Here is a 19412-nt window from a genome sequence, read left to right on the forward strand (position 1 = left end):
ACCGCACAGAACGGCAACACCGGCTCAAGAAAGCCAGCATGTCGGTCTATCAGGCGCTCACGAAGTTGGGGCTGTCCTCGGGGCAGATAGCCCATCAGCTCAAGTGCAGCAACGGCCAGGTGAGGCGGCTGGGATCGGACGGGGATGAAGGTGGCTGGGCTCCACGTTCACTCAAATTCTATCAGGGGCTCGATTTGTTAACGCGAACGAAGTGCCCGTCCCAGCCGGAGCTCGCTCCCCTCCGCGCCGCCTTCGACCAAGCATGCGATGAATTCAAGGCCGCAGAGCTGCGGCTACGTTCCGCTGGCGTCGACGAAGACGGCGCCCAGGCCCGCAGGGCGGGTTACGCCGAGGAACTGACGGCCTACCTTCGGGCGCTCAAGGGCTTTCTGGGCGAAACACACACGTGGATACCGCACAACGATCTTGGCGAAGCGTTCCAGAAACGGGCGGTTAGGGTGTCCAGTGACCCGCCGTGCAGCCCCGACGACGAGGCACTTTACGTGTCCAGAGCCACGCTATCTCGCGGCAACGTCTCCTGGACCGGAGCGATGCGGGACGTCCCGGTCGCAGTCGTAGTGGCTGATGCCGGTTACGGCAAGACCTGGCTTCTCCGAGAGCATGGTCGAGAACTGTGCGACAGAGCATCGGAGGCTCTCGCGGCGGGCGTGGACCCTGCCGACGTAGAGATCCCGCTTTGGATGCATGCGGGCGACCTCGCCCGCGGGTGGTCGTCTGAAGGCTCTCCCGCTGACGCATTGGTCCGCGCGGGAATGCGAGCGGCACGCAACTGCGGTTTCACCGCCTCTTCACGACTTGTGATGTTCATGGCCGGCAGGCTCGCCCCGGACTCGGCCCCGCTCCACGTGCTTGTCGACGCCTACGACGAGGTCTTCGACGACGACCTACGGTCCTCGGCTCGGCAGGCCCTGTCGTGGGTGCGGACGCTCAGCCGTCGGCACTCCGGGCCCCGGCTGGTGCTGACCTCCCGGGGTGCCGGCTACACCGATCCGTTCAGAGGTGGAAATGGAGAAGGGCACGCCGCCCGCTACATCGAACCGGGCGTTCTGGACGTGGAACAGGTCTGGGGACTGTGGAAAGAATGGTTCCGCGCCAGAGGCGAGCCTATCCCCGTGGCACGGCTGGAGGCTGTTCTCGCGCCCGCGTCTCCGATGCGCGGCTTCGCGCGTATTCCGCTGATCGCGGCCTTCTGCGCCTGGGTCGCCGAGATTGACACAGTGGCGACCAACCGTACCGGCCTGTACGAGCAGGTCGTACGCCGCTTCCTCGCCCAGTCGTGGAAGGAGCACGGCGCGGCCCAGCAGGACGGAGGGTTGCGCGCCGCCCTTGACAAGGCGCTGACGGAGCTGGCCTGGACGATGGCCACAGGCATCCCTGTCTGGCGGGACGCGATCGACATAGCCGAGTGCGAGTCGGAACTCGCCCGCGCCGGGCTCCAGCCGTCGCGCGACCACAGCCGCAGCTGGCTGGCTGTCCGGGAGATCGGCGTCCTTGTCCAGGCGGCGGCGCAAAGGTCCGAGCCGCTCGGCGACAGCCCCGTCCTGTGGATCCACCGCAGCGTCCACGAGTTCTTGGTTGCCCGCAAACTGGTCACCCTACCGGCGGACTATTTGACCGAGTTGCTCGGTCACCGCGCCTGGATGCAACCGGAGTGGGGCGAAGTCATACACTTCGCCATCGGGCTGGAGACCGTCGCAGGGGGCACTCGTCCGGTGACTGAGGTACTGCGGTCGCTCGCCCTCGACGGCCGAGACGGTCTCGGCTGGTTCGCCACTGCTTTCGCCTCGGCTGGCGCGGGCATGCCCCCCGATTCCACCGCTCGACGGGCAATCGTTGAACGTATATGGACCCTGCAGCATGCCGGTTTCGTTACACCCGTCCGGCTCGCGAATGTTCTCGCTCTCGTACCCGAGGGATCACCCGAAGAGATCGCCAAGATCCTTCTGGACTCGCCGCCTACTCTCGAGAAGTGGGAGGCGCTCGCCTGGTGCGGGGAACCAGGCAGGTCTGCCCTCACCGAGGCCATCGAGTCGGCCGCGGGAACGCATGGGGCAGCGGCCGCACTGTACAAGGTGGATCCCGAGGCCGCCGTCGCGGCAGTACGGCGGCGTCTGGCGAACTTGCTCCCGGTGAGCTGCGACGACGCCACTGTCCTTCGCGCGCTGGAGAATACGGACGTGGTCCGGCTCGCAGAGCTGTACACCGACCAGCCCGACGCGGTGCATTGGGCAGAGAACCTGGGCTGGACGAAGCACCCGATGGCCCGTCAAGTCCTCCTGGATCCGGCGCTTCTTCAGGACCCGAATCCCGCCGTCCGTCAGGCTGCTCTGGCCGGGATCTGGGCCTACGCCGACAACGATCTAGACACGGAAGTTTTCGAGATCATCTCAACGGTCGCGCTGGCCCATGAGGACCGGACGATGCGGATCCACGCCCGTGAGTGTCTCCGTATCGTCGCTCTGAGCGTGCCATGGGTGGAAGAGGCAATTGCCCACGATCTCCCCTCGTTGTTCGACGACGCGACTGAACCTGAGCTGGTCACCCTGGACACCCTCGCCGCCCGTCTGCGCACAGTCGGACCCGCCACCTTGAAGACCGTCGTGATGCTGGTCGAGGAGCCCCGGCTCATCCAGGGGCCTGTACCGGAGGCGCTAGCTGAGCTCACCGCCAAAGTGCTCCGCGGCGAGCTGGACGTGGAGATCAGCCACTACGTCGCCGTCATCGAGAGGGCCGAGTTCGCCCAGGCGGCCTGCGCCTGGCTTAGCGACAAGTCCCTGGACAACGGGGCAAACCTGTCGCGGCTCGCGCTAGGGCTGCTCTTCGCCAACCAGGGTGATCCCGACATCTACGCGGCGGTGGTCGACTACACCGGCCGCCATCCGCAGCCACTCCTTGAGGCCGGGCTAAAGGTGGCCGGGCAGGACCCACTCGGGCAAGTCGAGATCCTCCTCGCGGCATTGTCCTCGTTGGGGCAGGCTGACCAGGCCAAGGTGCAGGTGTGGTCCGACGTGCTGCGTGGACTCCTGCTCAAGGTTCCAGCGACAGCCCGCCGCAACCTGCTACCACGCTGCGCTGCTGTCACCGAGCATGTCCTGGAACTCACCCATCCGTGAAGCCGTTCCGGGCCGGCGGAACACCCCGGAACACCCGGTGAGCTGGGATCTCCACTGACGCGGGTCCGCTCGGATCCCTCTCGATCACGGAGTGCTCATGCCCGGCTTCCTCCCTAGCAGGCGACAGCGCGTGCTCTCGGTCTGCGACGAATGGCTCCCTGCCCACGGAGGTCTCAGCGCCCTGAACAGGTCGCTATGCATCGCGCTGGCCAAGGCTGGCTGCGAGGTGTATTGCGTGGTCCCCGGCGCGTCTCCCGCCGAGCAGGACGACGCCGCAGCCGTCGGTGTGAGGCTCATCATCTCCGCGCCGCTTCCCGGGATGTCCGAACGCCAGGCACTGATGCGCAGGCCGTGCCTACCCGCCGGGGTCGTGCCCGACGTGGTGATCGGGCACAGCCGGATCACGGGGCAGATAACCAAGGCACTGGCCGACGATCACTTCCCGTACACGCGGCGGATCCACTGCGTCCACATGGCCCCGGACGAGATCGAATGGAACGCCGTCGACGAGCGAGGCGACGCAGGCACCCGGGCGGAGGAGCGCAGTCGGATCGAGCTCGACCTGGCACGGGACGCGGCACTGGTCGTGGCAGTCGGGCCACGACTGCACGACTGGTTGCAGCGCGATCTGCTGGACCTCAACGATGCCCCGCAGCTGCTGCGGCTCGACCCCGGCTTCGACGGGTCCGAACTCGGAGCGCGGCAGGTGCCGGGCGGACGTCCGCAGATCATGCTGATGGGTCGCATGAAGGACATCCGGGTGAAGGGAGTCGACCTCGCTGCGCAGGCCGTCGGTCACGCACTCGGGCTAGACCGCCCAGCCGCCGAGTGGGATTTCCTGGTGCGTGGGGCTGCCGTCGGTACCACCGAGGACCTGCACGCGAAGTTGTTGGGTTGGACCGGCCACCGGGCTGCCAACGTCACGGTTCGTCCCTACACGACCGATCACGCTGCGATCCGCCGAGACTTGCTCAGGACGAGCCTGCTCCTCATGCCGTCCCGAGTGGAAGGGTACGGGCTCGTTGGCCAGGAGGCGATTATGGCGGGCACGCCTGTCCTGGTTAGTGACCGCAGCGGGCTCGGCGCGTTGCTCCGCGAGGCCCTGCCCCCAGAGCTAGCGCACCGGATCGTCGTGCCCGTGGACCGGGATGACACGGTGGACGTCCCGGTCTGGGGGCACCGGATCGCAGCCATGCTGCTCGACCGCACGGCCGCATTCGCCACTGCCGCAGCTGTCCGCGACGTCATGGCGTCCGAGCGGACTTGGGCTGGGGCTACCAGCAGCTTGCTCGATACGCTCTGCTCGGTCGGCGAGTAAGCTGCCAGGGGCCTGGGCTGAGTCCTTGCTCGCGCTCCCCACCGTGCCACATCGTAGAAGCGCCTCAGCTGCTGCCAGCCGCTCCGGGACGACCGTCACCTCAGGGTCGACAGCGCACGGCTGAGGTTGCCGCTCGTACCGTCGCCCTTGTGCTGAACGCCTCCGCCCGGGAGGAGCGTAGTGGGGTTCCTCCATAGCCGCCGTGCTACGCGGCCGTAAGCCCCCCGACCGCCGACACTGTATGCCCAATGGTGATGGCCGCCGCCAAGCTGATCGCCGGTTCGGATTCGACATCGGTCTTCCTGAGCGCGCCAGCCCTCACCCGTACGATCGCTATCGCGTGAAGGCGGCGGCGGATACGTCCTTGGCAAGGACGGCACCCCGGAATCCGTAGATGCCGATCGATTCGACCCGTATGACAAGACAGAACTGTTCGGTCGTGGCTACCAAGTTGGAGAGTTGACGATAGGAGCGCGTGAGGAAGTACATCGCGGCATGATTGGCGATGGCACTCTGACCGCAGGTCAGAACGACAGGGCGGCTGGCTCCCGGCGGCGTGAACTTGGCGACGAGGGCGTACTCCTGGTTGTCTCGGTCTCGCAGAAACCTCTCGCCGCCAACGACGATGGCCATCGAGTCTCGCCTCGTGCTGAACGGCCGGATAGCCACACCGGGCAGGTTGTGCGCGAGATGACCACCCGAACGGACGTTTGATCCGTTCTCAGGGCCACCGATACAAAACTCCACGCAGTTATCGTTGCCCTCGCGGAACTCGTCGCTCGACCTCATGGAGACAGCACAGCCGACTTGATGAGCGAGGACCGCGGCCTCAATCATGGCCTGCACGTCGTGGTGTTCGGCGCTTCCGGGCAAGTCCCACCGGTTGTTCATGACGATGATGCAGGTTTCGCCTGGCCGTAAGCCGAAAAACCTTGCGCGGCGTTGGAGTATCCGGGCCGCCTTGCCACGTTGCCAGAGCCAGACCCATCCTCCGCTGAGCACACTGGTGACCAGCCCGATTGCTATATTCAGGGCCACTTCCGCCACCGTCGGCCCCCTCCGCCGCAGGCTCGGTACCGCAGTGGCCCGGTTAGCACCGGCGCCACGGGATACCCCTCGCTCATGCTTCCAGATGGGTGGCCTGCCAGCCAGGGTGCCTGAGTACCACGCTATCCCTGTGGCCACTCGTTCACCTCTCGGTTTTTGACGCTGCGCCACGCACCCCGGTGCCGGTGGTTCGTGCTCGGGCACCTAAGCTCGGATATGGGCGTGGGGGCTGGAGTCTCCGTGTCGTCTTCTGCTGCCCGTATCCCGGCCTCGCTGGCGGATCTCGCCGTCCCGGTCGCGGACCTGGCCCTGTATCACCGGAACCCGCGCACCGGTGACATCGCGGCGATCTCCGAGTCCCTGGCGACGAACGGCCAGTACCGGCCGGTCGTCGTGAACCGCGGCTCCCTCACCGGCCGGCCGAACGAGATCCTTGCGGGCAACCACACGTTCAAGGCCGCGAAGGAGCTTGGGTGGGGGGAGATCGCGGTCACGTGGCTGGACGTCGACGAGGAGGCGGCGGCGAAGATCGTCATCGTCGACAACCGGTCCTCCGACCTCGCGGGGTACGACAGCGTGCTCCTGGCGGACATCCTCAGCGAGCTGCCCGACCTGGACGGCACCGGCTACGACCAGGACGCGCTCGACGAGCTGCTGGACAAGGTCGAGCTGCCGTCGGCTCTGCCGACGGAGACCCAGGACTCCGAGGGGGCCGCGCCCGCCAACGACTACCTCCAGTGGGGGTACATGCAGTGGGGTACCACGCGTGTGCAGGTCACGGGCGACGAGATCGACCGGATGACGGCGGCGCACAAGGTGTACGTCGAGGCGCACGGCACTGACGGTGGTTTCGGGCACCACATCATGGACGGCAGCGCGCGAACGGTGGCTGCGGGTGCCTGAGTTCATCGAGTCGATGCCGCTGTCCGAGCTGCGGCCGGCGGACTACAACCCGCGGCGGCTGTCGGAGGAGGCGTTCGGCAGGCTCCAGCAGTCGTTGGACCTGTTCGGCTGCGTGAAGCCGGTGATCGTCAACCGGGGCGGGACGCTGGTGGCGGGTCACCAGCGGACAAAGAGTCTCGCGGCGCTCGGTGTGGATCGGGTGCCTGCGATCGTGCTCGACAACCAGGTGGGCATCCACGACGAGATCCGGTTCAACCTCTTGCACAACTCGGTGGAGACGGACGGGTCGACAGTGCGGGTGCCGACCTGTGCGGAGCACGAGCACGGGTGGTCGTGGCTGGAGCCGGATCAGATCAGTGTGCGGTCGCGGGCGAACGCCGTGGTGCACTCCGAGATTCGCAGGTTGATCTCGGGCTACGGGACGTGGGGTTCCATCGTCGCCGACCACCGGGGCCGGGTGATCCTCAACCAGGACTATGCGGTGGTGTGCAAGGATCTTCGGGTTCCGCTGCTGGTGTACCGGGTGTCGGTGCAGGAGGCCGACGAGCTGGCGCAGTGGCTTGATGGCGAGTACGGCGTGTACGACTACAGCGGCGTGCAGATCAAGGCGTACAACCAGCACAAGTGCCAAATGCACAGGTTGAGCGGTGACGACGGCACGTCGAACCGGTCGACGACGTACGAGCGGTACGTGCTGCCTATGGTTCAACGGGGGCAGCGCATTGTGGACTTCGGGGCCGGGGAGGCCGCGTACATTCGTCGGCTGCGGGCGCAGGGCTTCGACGCGCACTGGTACGAGCCGCATGTGCGGACTGAGGGAACGGCGGGCAGCCTCGACGTGGCGGCGAGCGTCGCGCAGATCCGTGATCTCCAGCGGGATGTCGGCCAGAGCGGGCTGTACGACGTTGTGGTGCTGGACTCGGTGCTGAACTCGGTGACGTCACCGGAGTTCGAGGAGCACGTGCTGATCGCCTGCAATTCTCTCCTGGCGGCGGATGGCACGTTCATTACGGGGGCGCGGAGCCTGGGCAGTATCGAGAAGAAGCGGACGGCCAAGAAGCTGGCGTCGAACAAGTACAGGTGCGGGCTGGATTTCCTGGACGAGAATAATTTCTCGGCGACGTTCCGGGCCGGGGTGTGGACGATGCAGAAGTTCCATAGCCCGGAGACGCTGCACGCGTCACTGTCTCGCTTCTTCGGGGAGGTACAGGTCAAGGGCTCGGCGAAGGGCAGCAACATCTACGCGGTGTGCCGGAAGCCGCTGGCCGTGGAGCCTGACCAGCGACGCCTGGCACTGGAGACGGAATTCAATATGGAGTATCCAGGGAATTACCGCCATAATCGCCACAAGCCGCTAACGAAGACCCTCATGGATGCCTGCGAATCCCGAGATTGAGAAATTGCCCACCATCGGCAATTCAAATAGAATAGGGGTGACTGTATTGCATTCTATTTTATGGGGACGTAGTGATTGTTCCGGAAATACGCATCAAGCGTGAGGCATTCCATCAATTCGTGTGGCTGAAGTATGTGACGGGGGTGGATCTCGGGCGGCACTGCGCGCGGTCCCTGCACGGCGGCTACAGCAAGTTCGTGAACCCCAACGAGGAGGTGATGGAGGGGCGGCTGGATGAGTTCGAGCCGCCGATCGTCTGGTACCTGTGTGGCGTCACCCGGAGGTGGGCGACCAACGCCCACCTCGCCTTCGAGACGGCGCCGGGTGACCGGCACGAACTCCAAGTCCAGGGCCTGCACGTCACCCTCGCCGACGCCCGACCGATCCCCTTCGATGCCGAGGCCATCCCCGGCGACGACCCGCATGCCGGCGACCGGGCGTTCACGACGTGCCGGAACTGGCAGTTCGCTCACCACCTGGCGAAGGAGCGGGGGCTGACGAGCATCGACAACCCGCCGTCGCGGAACCGGCGATCCAGCTGGGTCCGCGGGCAGATGCGGTTGCTCTGAGGGACCCATGCGGCTCAGAGCCCCCGCTCTGAGCCACGGGCACTCTGTAACAGCGCCGGTGTCGCCCGAGTCGGCCGACGACCGCTACTTGTACCAGTACCGCACTCCGTGGTGGTGGGAGCAGGTCCCACTGAAGCGGGCACTGTAGGAGTAGGTCTTGTCCTTGCACTGGGCGGTGGCTCCACGGGGATGCTGGCTGTTGGCCTTGCAGACGCCGGTGGTGTGATGGGCACAGGATGCGGCTTGGACAGCGGTAGCCGTGATGGTCGAGGTCAGCAGCAGGCCCGCTGCGATCACGCTGGTGGTGGCGGTGCGCATCGTGGTGAGCATGAGAGATCTCCCTGCGAACGTGGTTCGAGGGGAGTGAGTTTGGCGTTCTGCTGTTCTTGACCCGGCTGGTTCAGAGTGTTGGTTACCGGGCTGAGACGTACGAGATCTTGGCGTGACCGGGTGTGCGAATCTCGCTGGGGCGGCGCGTGGCTGCCGCGCGCTGAACGGCGGCACCAACTTTGAGGGGACCGATCCCGCCCACTGGGTCCGGTCCCGCTCGGCACGCTCTGCCTCACGTCGGTCCGACGATCTCCGGAGGGCGTGGGCAGGAGCACGGCAGCACGGGCAAAGCGGGAACACTGCCACTAAATCGGCATGTTGCGCTCCGGAGTTCACGGTACGGCAACCAGCGGCAAGTGGCGGCAAGCTCTGTCGCTGACGGGATCGGCCCGTGTTACGAGATCATGGGGTGGGGCGCGCGGGGCAGGGAGTCAGTTCATGGGCCGCCCCAGCCGCGCTGTCCGGGCCGCTATCACGCAGCGCCGTACCGACGCCGTCGATCTGAGGATCGCGGGCGTCGACTGGCTGACGATCGGCCGGAAGCTCGCCGCCGACCCCGCCGTCAACTCCGACGGTGCCGCCTACGCGCAGGGGTACGGCGTCGACAAGTACGAGCGCGGGCTGGAGCCTCCGGGCGACAAAGACCTGATCAACATGGCTAGCCGGGACCTTCGCGAGGCCCTGGACGAGCGGGCTGCCGCGCTTGGCGACAGCACCGATCATCTGCGGCAGCTGATGATGGAGCGCCTGGAGAAGCTGTTCTTCCCCATGTACCGGCAGGCCATCCGGAACGGGGATTACCAGGCCGTGGACCGGGCGGTGCGCATCATCGAGCGGGAGTGCCGCCTGCTGGGTCTGGACCAGCCGACGCGTACGGAGCTGTCGGGCCCGGATGGCGCCCCGGTTCAGGTGGAGGCCGGGACTTTGGAGGAGCTGGAGCGCCTGATCGGCCTGGCCGGTGGCCAGCCGGCCGAGCGTGCGGAGGGCTGACGAGACGGCGGTCCTCCAGGTCTATCGGACGCTCCCCGCCGGGCGTCGCCGTGAGATCGCCGCCGTCTCGTCCCCGCAGCTGCGTACCCGTCTCGTCGCCATTGAGCGCGAGATGGCGCTGGACCGTTCCCCGGGGTCGATGGCATCGGTCCTCACGGAGGGGCGCGAGATGCAGGCCTTGCATCTCGCGCAGATCGACGCCGCGTTCGAAGCGGTTGCGGCGGGGCGGCCGACGCGGCTGCTGCTGACGATGCCGCCCCGGCACGGCAAGTCGCGGCGGGCTGCCCGGTGGGCGCCGTTGTGGTACCTGCGGCGCCGCCCGGACCACCGGGTGATGATCGCCAGCTATTCTTCCGACCTTGCTGACGATCACGGCCGGTGGATCCGCGATGCGATTCTCGCGTACGGGCCGCAGATCGGTGTCGCCCTGCGGCCCGGGTCCAGCGCAGCGACCAGGTTCGATCTCGACGGCTCCGAGGGCGGCTTCGTCGCCGCAGGTGTTGGCGGTGGCCTGACGGGTAAGGGCGCGCACCTGGCGGTCGTTGACGACCCGATCAAGGATGCCGCCGAGGCCGCGTCGCCCACGATGCGCCGTCGGCTGTGGGAGTGGTGGCAGGCGGTTCTGCTGACCCGTATCGAGCCGGGCGGGTCGGTGATCGTCATCCAGACCCGGTGGGACGAGGACGATCTCGCGGGCCGCATCCTCGCGGAGGAGGCCGAGCGGTGGACGCACATCGACCTGCCCGCCCTCGCCCTCAGTGAGAACGACGCCCTCGGCCGTCCGGTCGGGACGGCGCTGTGGCCGGAGCGGTACGACGAAGACGCGCTGGAGGAGATCCGGCGCAGCGTCGGCGAACGGGTGTGGTGGTCGCTGTACATGCAGCAGCCGCGCCCGATGGAAGGCGGCGTGTGGCAGTGGGACTGGATCACCGGCCATCGCATCAGCGCCGCGCAGTTGCGCGGCATCGATCTGGCGCGGATCGTCGTCGCGGTCGACCCGGCTGGCGGGGAGTCCGCGGTGGGTGACGAGTGCGGCATCGTCGCTGCGGCTCGCGACCGTGACGGTCACCTGTACGTCCTCGATGACCGGTCGGGGAACCTCGGCGCGGAGACGTGGGGTGCAGAAACGTGCCGGTTGGCGATCGAGCTGCGCGCGGACGCCATCGTCATCGAGTCGAACTTCGGCGGCGACATGTCGCGGCAGATCGTTCAGCAGGCGTGGCAGGCCCTTCAGCGGGAGGGCCGTACGGAGGGCATGCTGATGCCCGCGATCCTGTCGGTCACCGCGAAGCAGGGCAAACGCCTCCGAGCGGAGCCGATTGCTCAGCTGTACGAGCAGGGGCGCGTGCACCACGTCGGGCAGTGGCCGACCCTCGAACAGCAGATGGTCCGATGGGTCGCCGGCATGGACAGCCCGGACCGTATGGACGCCGCCGTGCACGCACTGACCCAGCTCGCGGACCCGATGCACAACGCGGTCGGGACCACGTCGTATCGCGATGGCAGGTTGTCCGGGCGGCGGTGAGCGATCCCGACAGGCGGTCGCCCTCCCCTGGGCTGGGGTTGCGCCCCAGTGTAGGGACTCATCCCCGGCCGGCATGACGATCTGCGGTTTCAATGCAGTTCAGCAGGCGCATGAGGTCCCCTGCTGGGCCAGTTCAGCAGGCAGGGGTCCGCATACGTGTGTGGAACGATGTCGCCTGTGAATCAGGGACACGCGCAAGAGCCGTTCGACCCGACGCCGACGCTAGAGGTGATCGGTCCGGCGCTGGTGGGGGCGGTTCCCGCGGGCTGGTACCAGATCCGGTGTGAGTTTCGCGGGACGGTGCAGATCGACGGGGCCCAGCTGGCGTCGGTCTCCGAGGACGGATCATCCGTCCGCCACCGCATACCAGGGGCGGTCATGACGGAGTTCGACACATTGCGTTCCGCGATGTACCGGCCGGGCACGGGCACGTGGTTCACCGCCCGTTACGTCATCGAACGCTCGGGGGAATACACGATTGAGTTCGATTACGATAACGAACCTGCATTCGTCCCGCAGTTGACTCCAGGCGCCTACCTCCTTGATTCCGAGTACTACCCCCGTGATGCCGAGCACACCCCGGAGTGGTTGCTGGGCATGCTCAGGGAGGCACGCGGCATGAGCCCGTCAGTGCCCCGGTCGACCGAGCAGAAGCTGTAGCAGCGCCGCCGCGCACGCCGCCTTGCTGATGTGCTGCTGAGATACGGGCCCGATTGCTGAACCAAAGCAGCCCCCTACACCCAGGGGACCGTCGCCCATCTGGCCCTTGCCGGTGGCTGCCCCACACGCGCATCGGTACAGAGGTAGTCATGACCGACCTTCCACCGGTTTTGACCGTGACCGCTGTGAGCACCATCGAGGTGACCAATGTTGAGGACGAGGACCACCCGGACAACTGGATGGCCGTCGAGACGACCGAGCAGGGGCGGCTGCTGCTGAACTTGCCGGGGCCGATCTATCTGGCGCTTCGCCACGCAATGGCCCACCCCATGAACGCGTCCGAGCCGGGCCACCTGGCCCTGGCCGAGGATGAGATCGAGCGATACCGACAGCACATTGCAGGGCTCGCCTAGACTCAGAGGTTGCCGCGTGAGCGGTGAGAGGTGCGGGGGTTCTTCTACTCGGACTCGCGGGCCCGGACCTTGGCCGCGTACTCGTCGGCCTTCCGTATCAGGGCCGCAACGTCCAGGTCGGCGTACACCGCTTTGCGGAGGCGGTGGGCGCTGACCCCGGCCCGGCGGGCCATCGGGCCGAGCAGCTGCTGATGGCGGACCACCAGGTCGACGGCGAGCTTGATCGCGGCCGTCTCCCGACCGGCCTTGCGCAGCGAGTCCAGGCGTCGCAGCGCCTTCTCCAGGGGGCTCCAGTAGGTGGGCATGCCCCCAGGGAAGTGCACGAGCGGGGCGCGCGGCAGAGGCTGGCGAAAGTTTCCTGTTTCCAATTCGACCGGAAGGTCAGCCGCCCCGTGCCGCCCATTCCTACGCTGGCCTCATGACCAACCTCAGCGACACGGACGTCCGCGAAACCCTGCGGCCGCACCTCGACGGTGGACACATCAGCCGGCTGTACGCCACCGGCGAGATCACCGGGGACACGATCCCGGCACTCGGCATGTTGTCGACCCAGCTCGACGAGCTGGGTCAGCACGAGGAGGCGGAGCGCATCGCCGATGTCATGATCTACGCGGACGCGGTCGGCGAGCGCCCCTCTGTGAGGGGCTGGGTTGGCAAGCTGTAGTCACCGGTTGGCCCCGGCCGGTCGCTGTACGCCTTGACATCGAGATTGGGATGTTGCCTGTTCGCCCGGACCGCCAGGGCCCGTGGTCAGTGCCGGGAGTCGTCGGGTGTTGTGGGGCTGGGGGTGCGGCGGTACAGGCCGGTCGGGTAGATATCGATGCCGAGGACAGCTTCGAGCTTGGCGAGCGTGCCGAGGTCGGGGAGTACGTCTCCGCGGAGGATCCGGCTGACGGTGGCCTGGGCGACGGCGCACAGCCGGGCCAGGGTGCGCTGGGAGATCCGCTGCTGGTCCATGGCGGCCTTGAGGCGCCGCGCGACTTCCTGGCCGTAGTGGGCGCTGAGCGGTGCGTCGACTTGGAGGCGGGCGTTCGGCCACTCCCCTGCGGCGACATAGCGACAGGGGACCTGGTCGTCGCGCAATTCCGGCCCTTCCCACCACTCCTGCATGTCCTTGTCCCCTTAATCATCCCGTCCGCGCATCACCCGGTACGCACCGGACCCGTGGTGATCCATATATGGTTCACCCTAGAGGCTGATGATCATCACGTCGCTGCCGGTTTCGGACGGCCGTCGTTGCCTGTGCCGGCCTCGGGGGTGGCCGTCGTCGGGGCGGCGCGTCGACCACGTGGGGAGTGGCGGGTGGCCAGGTACTTCTGCGGCATCGACTGGTCGGAGGGTCTCAACGACGTCGCCGTCGTGGACCGGGCGGGCGAGGTCGTCGCCGCCGCGCGGGTCGAGGAGAGCCCTGCGGGGGTCAAGGAGCTTCTTCAGCTCCTGCGCGGGCTCAATCGAAGCCACCGGCACAGCCGCAAGCAGGTTCCGATAGCGATCGAGACGAACCGCGGGCTCCTCGTCGGTGCGCTGCGGGCGTCCGGTCAGGAGGTCGTGGCCATCACCCCGTCGGTCGTCGCCCGCTATCGCGGCCGCTTGAACCCGACGAGGAAGAAGTCGGACCGGACCGACGCCGCGCTGCTCGCGAACATCCTGCGGACGGACGGTGCGCTGCACCGCGGGCTGTTCACGAACTCCGACGGGGCGGCGGCGGTCACGGTCCTGGCCCGGGCGCAGCTGCGGGCCGTGCGCACTCGGGACTATCACCGCAATCAGCTGCGGAGCCATCTGCGCGAGTACTTCCCCGCCGCGCTGGAGGCGTGGTCGGGGCTGCCGCACGGGCTGGTGCGTGCCGAGGCGCGTGCGGTGCTCGCGCTCGGGCCCACGCCTGCCCAGGCGGCGGCGCTGAGCAAGTGGAAGATCGCCGATGCTCTCGAAGCCGCGGGCCGTTTCCGGCTGGTCGACGACCACGCCGAGCGGCTGCGCGCCGTGTTCCGGGAGAACCGGCTCCGCCAGCCGACCCAAGTTGAGGAGGCGATGGGCCTCCAGACGCTGGCGGCACTTGCTCTCCTCGATCAGGCGTGCCGGTCCGTCGACGACCTCACCGAGCAGACCACGACGGCCTTCCTCGCCCACCCCCATGCCGAGATCTACCGGAGCTTCCCCGGGTGCGGGCCGGTGATCGGCGCGCGGCTCCTGGGCGAGATCGGCGACGACCCGGACCGCTTCGCCACGGCCAAAGGACTCCGGGCGTATGCGGGTGCCGCCCCGCTGACGTGGGCCAGCGGCTCCAGCAGTTCCGTCACGTACAGGCGGATCGCCAATCAGAACCTCAAGGCCGTCGGCTACGTCTGGGCGTTCACCACGCTGAGGCGCTCCCCGGGCTGCCGGGCCCACTACGACCGGCGCCGGGATGCCGGTGACGCGTACCGTGCCGCGCTGCGGAACCTCTTCGGCCGCCTGCTGTCCGCCCTGCACTACTGCCTGCGGACCGGCGAGCACTACCAGGAGGAGAAGGCGTTCCCCCTCGCACGCGGCAAAGAGGCGGACGGGTAGATGGACGGCCGGGAACACACCTAGGAATTCACCTCGGGCCAGCTCAGAGCCCTTATGCGGGAACGGTGCCCGGCCGTCTTTCTGTCCGTCCGCCCTCGGTTCGGCTCACCGTGCCGGGCGCTTCGCCACATCTGGAAAGGAACGAAAGCTGGTGCACGGTATACGCGCTCGCGATCTCCCGTTGGTCCGCGCCGAGATGGCCTCCTGGCTGGCCGACCCCGGCCCGCTCGGCGGCCCGGCGACATGGGCGTTCGGCCACGAGCCGCGCACTGCGGCCGACGAGTGGCAGGCTGCCGGCACGTGGGCCACGGCGCTGCGAGCGGCCGACCTGTTCTACGTGTCCGCGGGCATGTCCCGAACGGCCGTGAGCGCGGGCGTCGCTCTGCCGTCCTACCGGCTTCACGAGGAGGACGTGCCGACCCCGAACGGGCTGCTGCTGTGGGAGGAGCCAGTCACCCCGGTCCACCACGGCGGGGAACTGACCGGGGCACCGCTGATCGCCGCCTCGTGGGCGACCCTAGGGAACCGCGTCTACGTACGGCTGTGGACCTCGCGCGAGCACTGGATCACGTCCATGGCGGAGGGCGATCCCAAGCTCGGCCTACGGGACCTCTCCGTTGCCGAGACGCGGTACCTGCGGCTTCGGCATCCGCAGCCCGTCGTGTGCATGTTCGCCGGGTACCTGCCCTTCCGGAAGACCCCCGGCTGGCTGGAGTCAACGCCGTCGGACACCTCGTCCATGTCCTGGGCCGAACTCGAAGACCGCTGCCGCGCCGCGTCCCGTCAGGAGCTCGCCGAGCGGGCGCTGATCGCATCGTGGCTGCTGATCGGGCAGACCATCGTCCGTGAGGAAGAGGTCCAGGCTCCCAAGACGGCTGCGAAGCACCTGGCCCGGCTCGACCCGAGCCTCCTCGCCTCCGTGCGGTACGTGTACCTGCGGCACCGGCGGCGCGCACCCGCGCGCCCTGCCGTCGGCGACCAGCGCCGCTACGACCGGTACCAGTGGGTCGTGGGCGGGCACTGGCGTGACCACTGGTTCCCGTCCCGCCAGGCCAACCGGCCGTTGTGGATCGACGATCATCTAAAGGGCCCGGAGGGGGCGCCCCTCCTCGACCCGGCCAAGCTCGTGCGAATTCTTCGACGCTGAGGTGGGGTTGCGCCGCGGCGATCGAGAACTGGTTCGCCCCCGTCGTGTCGATGCCGTACTGTTCACCGTACCGACGCGGGGTGGAGCAGCTCGGTAGCTCGCTGGGCTCATAACCCAGAGGTCGCAGGTTCAAATCCTGTCCCCGCTACTTTCGCGTGAAGGCCCGGCGTATGCCGGGCCTTCACTGCATCCGGGTCCGTTCACGGACGTAGTGGCCTTCCCTGAGCCGGAGTTGCCTCCGCAGGACAATCAGAGAGGTTCTCGCTCCCGGCGGTACTGCGGGTGCATGGTTCCGGGTGGCCGCCGTTTGGTCACCTCGCAGAGGTAGCCGTTTCGGTCGTCGCCAGAGGCCCTGTTGCGCTATGTCCGATGAGGTCGGCGTTTCCTACGCTTCGGGGGTTCAGATGCGGCTGCGGACCTTCCCACTATCCCTGGGGAGATCCGCAGTGGTGTTCGGGTGTCGCTCATTCGGTGATGACGCTGGTGACGAATGCGGTCCATGCTGCGGTCGTGAAGACCAGCTTCGGGCTGGCGGGGTTCTTGCTGTCGCGGACGGGGACGATGCCTTGGCTGTGGTGATCGTCGCTGACTTCGACGCAGGCGGCGCCGTTGCCGCTGTGGCTGGACTTGCGCCAGCGGGTTCGGGTGAAGTCGATGTGGGCGGTGGTGCCGTTCACTGGTGCTCCTCTTCAAGAACCGTGCTGATCAAGGAGATTGACTCGTCGGGGCTGAGCGCATTGGCCTGTAGCCGATCGTAGAAGGCGTTGTAGATGGCGACATTCTCTGGCCTGTCCCCGAACTCCCCGGAGAGGCCATCTTCGCGATAGGCGATCTCCCTGCCGGAGGGCATGGTCAAGATCGAGACGAGTCCGGAGGCGAGAACCCCGCCCGGGATGGGGCGGTCGTAAGGGAGAACCTGGAAGGTGACACGGGGTTTTCGTGCCAGGTCCAAGAGCTTGGACAGCTGGTCGCGCATGACCTCGTGGCTGCCGATGATCCGGTGCAGCACCTCCTCGGCGAGGACTGACCAGAACCAGGGGGCGTTGGGGCCGTCGAGGAGCTTCTGGCGCCCTATGCGTTCGTCGACGCGTTCTTGCAGGTCTCCGGTGCCGAAGAACTCGACTCCGTCACGGATGAAGACGCGGGCGTACGCCTCGGTCTGCGCCAGGCCGGGGATGACGTTGGTGAAGTGGCGGATTCGCGTCGCTCTCGCCTCTGCGTCGATGTACCGTCGCGCCCATGCGGGGTAGCCCTCCTCCTGCCCTGTCACCTTGCGGACGTGATGCCACAGTTGGGCGAGTTCGCGATCGGCGTTGAGGACTGCGTCGATGCGTTCCGCGAGGGGCTTTGACGGGATCTCGTTACCGAGCTCGATCTGGGCGACCATCGGCTGCGAGATCGGGATGAGCTTCCCCAGTTGAGTCTGGGTAAGTCCAGCGGCTTTGCGTCGTTTGCGCATGATGCCGCCCGCGTAGGACGGGAGATCTCGTAACGAGTCAATTTCTCTCGGAGCTGGCACAGTCGCCCCCAGATGTCCGTTGTGCGCCATTGCTAATACGTGCTCTCAAACTCAAATACCCGCAGCATGGTGATCTGCTCCACGGGCCCTAATACTGGGAGCCTGAACGTAGCTCCTCCGGCGGTTCGGCGTCAGCCGTTCTACCGTGCCGATGCCCTGGAGGAGGCACTCGCAAGCGCGGCGACGGGCTGGCCCATCCCCGCCGCCCTCTGGACACCGTCCCACTTGGCCCTTCCTTTCTGGAGCCGTGCCATGCCCAACTTCCCGGGCACCGCCATGCCCTCGATGCCCGTCACTGAGTCGTCGAAGCAGGTCGAGAGGCCGACGTTGCAGCAGAAGCTCAAGAAGCAGCACCCGCTCCTGCCGTCGACCGCGACCTACGGCGACCCCAGCACCTGGAGCCGCGACACGGTCGAGACGTACCTCGACCTCGCCGCCGCCCAGGAGACAGAGCAGTTGACCGCCCCCGCACGTCACGCCGGACCGCACGTTGCCGCCGACCGCGCCGCCGCGCTCGTCCCGCCCGTCACCGCTTCACGGAAGGAGGCCGCTGGTGGCTGACCACGTGGGGCTGTTCGACCTGGATGACACTCTGCTCGAACGCCGTCAGGTCTTCCCGAAGTGGGCGGGCGAGTTCGCCAGCGAACACGGTGTACCGGTGGAGTGGCTGATGCGGACCGACCCGGCGTACGTGGGGAGACGGCCGGAGTTCTTCGAGGCCGTGAAGACAACCTTCGAGCTGCGTCCGTCAGCGGCGGACCTGCACGCCCGGTACCTGGACCGCATGCCGGAACTGGCCGAGCCCGACCCTGACGTACAGGCCATGCTCGTGGAGCTGCGCAAGGCAGGGTGGCGGTTGGGCGTGGTCACCAACGGCACGGTGCGGCACCAGATGCAGAAAATCCTGCGAACCGGGTTGTACGACCTGGTGGACACGGTCGTCATCTCCGGCGAGGTCGGCGTGCACAAGCCGGACGCACGGATCTTCCGCCACGCCATGGCGCGGATCGGAGCGGAGCCGGGCCCGAAGTCGGCGATGGTCGGCGACAGCCTGCGGGATGACATCACAGGCGCCCAGAACGCCGGGCTCACGACCGTGTGGGTCTCCCACGGCCGTCCACTCCCCCACCCGGGTCCGTTCCCCCACCACGTCGTCCGTACGGTCACCGAGGCCCCCGAGGTGTTTCGTTCCGTCATCACCGCGAACAGGTGATGACGAGCACCTGGCCGACGCTCATTGCGACGCCGGACCTTCCCGCCAAGGAGTGATCAGCCATGGACTCCCGTGCTTCCAAGCCGTCGTGGCGTCCAGCCGGGAGACCTAGACTCATGGGCATTTCCCGTGCCGGCTCTCCGCCACCGAGAGGCACAACGGCTATACAGCTGGCCCTGGGTGTCGCCGGGCGCGTTTCCGGTCCAGCATTCGAAGAGAGGTGTTCCCGTGCCCAAGAAGGTCACCAAGGACAAGGTTCTGTGCTACGTCGTCCGCGACGGCAAGCTACTGGTGTTCCGTCACACCGACTACAGCTACGAGGAGGTTGGCATCCAGGTCCCGGCAGGCAGCATCCGGGAGGGAGAGACGCCGGAGGTGGCGGCGCTGCGTGAGGCTCGCGAGGAAACCGGCCTGAAGAACTTCAAGATCGTGCGGAAGCTCGGCGAGACCGAGTACGACATCAGCCCGTATCGGTTCGAGCTCCAGCGCCGTCACGTCTTCCATCTGGAACTGACCGAGCCCACCCGGGATCGGTGGATGAGCCAGGAGGACCACGACGGGGAGCAAGAGCCCACCCACTTCGAATGCTTCTGGATCCCACTGGAGGCCGCACACATCCTCCAGTCCGGTCAGGGCGCCCTCCTGGGACGCCTGTACGACTGATTCCTGTACCGGTCACGGCTTTCCTGGAGGCAGCC

The 19412-nt window shown here is 67.2% G+C and carries 21 protein-coding genes and 1 tRNA gene; 16 read left to right on the plus strand and 6 right to left on the minus strand.

Annotated elements, in window-relative coordinates; genetic code table 11:
• Positions 1-38: 38 nt before the first annotated feature.
• The gene (locus DXZ73_RS15350; protein ID WP_162890182.1) at positions 39-3134 is read left to right on the plus strand and encodes an NACHT domain-containing protein; all 3096 of its coding nucleotides are present in this window, start codon (positions 39-41) and stop codon (positions 3132-3134) included.
• Between the two features lie 97 nt (positions 3135-3231).
• Positions 3232-4452: a glycosyltransferase family 4 protein gene (locus DXZ73_RS15355; protein WP_116211561.1), complete on the plus strand. Its 1221-nt coding sequence runs from the start codon at positions 3232-3234 to the stop codon at positions 4450-4452.
• Between the two features lie 333 nt (positions 4453-4785).
• On the opposite strand, the gene DXZ73_RS15360 is transcribed toward DXZ73_RS15355, so the two are convergent.
• On the minus strand, positions 4786-5499 hold the full coding sequence (locus DXZ73_RS15360; protein WP_116211562.1) for a hypothetical protein: 714 nt from the start codon (positions 5497-5499) through the stop codon (positions 4786-4788).
• A gap of 240 nt (positions 5500-5739) precedes the next feature.
• On the opposite strand from DXZ73_RS15360, the gene DXZ73_RS15365 reads away from it, so the two are divergent.
• From DXZ73_RS15365 to DXZ73_RS15375, 3 genes are all read left to right on the plus strand, one after another.
• Positions 5740-6402, plus strand: a complete 663-nt coding sequence (locus DXZ73_RS15365; RefSeq protein WP_162890183.1) for a ParB/RepB/Spo0J family partition protein — start codon at positions 5740-5742, stop codon at positions 6400-6402.
• Positions 6395-7798, plus strand: a complete 1404-nt coding sequence (locus DXZ73_RS15370; protein WP_240351355.1) for a ParB N-terminal domain-containing protein — start codon at positions 6395-6397, stop codon at positions 7796-7798. The genes DXZ73_RS15365 and DXZ73_RS15370 overlap by 8 nt, the downstream gene beginning before the upstream one ends.
• A gap of 119 nt (positions 7799-7917) precedes the next feature.
• Entirely contained in the window at positions 7918-8367 is a 450-nt protein-coding gene (locus DXZ73_RS15375) for a hypothetical protein (protein ID WP_116211564.1), read from the plus strand.
• An 84-nt stretch (positions 8368-8451) separates the two neighbouring features.
• Here the strand turns inward: DXZ73_RS15375 and DXZ73_RS15380 are convergent, their stop codons facing one another.
• Positions 8452-8697, minus strand: a complete 246-nt coding sequence (locus DXZ73_RS15380) for a DUF3761 domain-containing protein (RefSeq protein ID WP_116211565.1) — start codon at positions 8695-8697, stop codon at positions 8452-8454.
• A gap of 438 nt (positions 8698-9135) precedes the next feature.
• Between DXZ73_RS15380 and DXZ73_RS15385 the strand changes: the two genes are divergently transcribed.
• From DXZ73_RS15385 to DXZ73_RS15400, 4 genes are all read left to right on the plus strand, one after another.
• A complete protein-coding gene (locus tag DXZ73_RS15385; RefSeq protein WP_116211566.1) occupies positions 9136-9687 on the plus strand; it encodes a hypothetical protein in 552 nt (183 codons plus the stop codon).
• Positions 9688-9799: 112 nt separating this feature from the next.
• Positions 9800-11212 (plus strand): terminase large subunit domain-containing protein, encoded by a 1413-nt coding sequence (locus tag DXZ73_RS15390; protein WP_240351356.1) that lies wholly within the window; start codon positions 9800-9802, stop codon positions 11210-11212.
• A gap of 177 nt (positions 11213-11389) precedes the next feature.
• Complete coding sequence (locus DXZ73_RS15395; protein ID WP_116211567.1) at positions 11390-11872, plus strand: hypothetical protein; 483 nt, start codon at positions 11390-11392, stop codon at positions 11870-11872.
• Positions 11873-12021: 149 nt separating this feature from the next.
• Positions 12022-12285: a hypothetical protein gene (locus DXZ73_RS15400; RefSeq protein WP_116211568.1), complete on the plus strand. Its 264-nt coding sequence runs from the start codon at positions 12022-12024 to the stop codon at positions 12283-12285.
• A 44-nt stretch (positions 12286-12329) separates the two neighbouring features.
• Here the strand turns inward: DXZ73_RS15400 and DXZ73_RS15405 are convergent, their stop codons facing one another.
• Positions 12330-12590, minus strand: coding sequence for a hypothetical protein (locus DXZ73_RS15405; protein WP_162890184.1), 261 nt, complete (start codon positions 12588-12590; stop codon positions 12330-12332).
• A 113-nt stretch (positions 12591-12703) separates the two neighbouring features.
• Here DXZ73_RS15405 and DXZ73_RS15410 point away from each other — a divergent pair, with 113 nt between their 5' ends.
• On the plus strand, positions 12704-12949 hold the full coding sequence (locus tag DXZ73_RS15410; RefSeq protein WP_116211570.1) for a hypothetical protein: 246 nt from the start codon (positions 12704-12706) through the stop codon (positions 12947-12949).
• A gap of 86 nt (positions 12950-13035) precedes the next feature.
• Here the strand turns inward: DXZ73_RS15410 and DXZ73_RS15415 are convergent, their stop codons facing one another.
• A complete protein-coding gene (locus DXZ73_RS15415; protein ID WP_116211571.1) occupies positions 13036-13395 on the minus strand; it encodes a helix-turn-helix domain-containing protein in 360 nt (119 codons plus the stop codon).
• Positions 13396-13587: 192 nt separating this feature from the next.
• Here DXZ73_RS15415 and DXZ73_RS15420 point away from each other — a divergent pair, with 192 nt between their 5' ends.
• The 3 genes from DXZ73_RS15420 (at position 13588) to DXZ73_RS15430 (ending at position 16130) form a co-directional block, all read left to right on the plus strand.
• On the plus strand, positions 13588-14835 hold the full coding sequence (locus DXZ73_RS15420) for an IS110 family transposase (protein ID WP_116211572.1): 1248 nt from the start codon (positions 13588-13590) through the stop codon (positions 14833-14835).
• Positions 14836-14986: 151 nt separating this feature from the next.
• Positions 14987-15982 (plus strand): hypothetical protein, encoded by a 996-nt coding sequence (locus DXZ73_RS15425; protein WP_116211573.1) that lies wholly within the window; start codon positions 14987-14989, stop codon positions 15980-15982.
• A gap of 74 nt (positions 15983-16056) precedes the next feature.
• Positions 16057-16130, plus strand: a tRNA-Met gene (locus DXZ73_RS15430).
• Positions 16131-16446: 316 nt separating this feature from the next.
• Here DXZ73_RS15430 and DXZ73_RS15435 read toward each other — a convergent pair.
• Both DXZ73_RS15435 and DXZ73_RS15440 read right to left on the minus strand, forming a co-directional pair.
• A complete protein-coding gene (locus DXZ73_RS15435; protein WP_205519172.1) occupies positions 16447-16659 on the minus strand; it encodes a DUF397 domain-containing protein in 213 nt (70 codons plus the stop codon).
• Positions 16656-17441 carry a helix-turn-helix domain-containing protein gene (locus DXZ73_RS15440; protein WP_162890185.1) on the minus strand — a complete coding sequence of 262 codons (786 nt, stop codon included), beginning with the start codon at positions 17439-17441 and terminating at the stop codon, positions 16656-16658. The genes DXZ73_RS15435 and DXZ73_RS15440 overlap by 4 nt, the downstream gene beginning before the upstream one ends.
• Before the next feature lie 312 nt (positions 17442-17753).
• Here DXZ73_RS15440 and DXZ73_RS15445 point away from each other — a divergent pair, with 312 nt between their 5' ends.
• The 3 genes from DXZ73_RS15445 (at position 17754) to DXZ73_RS15455 (ending at position 19377) form a co-directional block, all read left to right on the plus strand.
• Entirely contained in the window at positions 17754-18062 is a 309-nt protein-coding gene (locus tag DXZ73_RS15445; RefSeq protein ID WP_116211575.1) for a hypothetical protein, read from the plus strand.
• Positions 18055-18714, plus strand: a complete 660-nt coding sequence (locus DXZ73_RS15450; protein WP_162890186.1) for an HAD family hydrolase — start codon at positions 18055-18057, stop codon at positions 18712-18714. Before DXZ73_RS15445 ends, DXZ73_RS15450 begins: the two co-directional genes overlap by 8 nt.
• 228 nt (positions 18715-18942) lie before the next feature.
• Positions 18943-19377 (plus strand): NUDIX hydrolase, encoded by a 435-nt coding sequence (locus DXZ73_RS15455; RefSeq protein ID WP_116211577.1) that lies wholly within the window; start codon positions 18943-18945, stop codon positions 19375-19377.
• Positions 19378-19412 lie beyond the last annotated feature (35 nt).

Origin of the sequence: Streptoverticillium olivoreticuli subsp. olivoreticuli (assembly GCF_003391135.1) — a bacterium.
GTDB lineage: Bacteria > Actinomycetota > Actinomycetes > Streptomycetales > Streptomycetaceae > Streptomyces > Streptomyces blastmyceticus.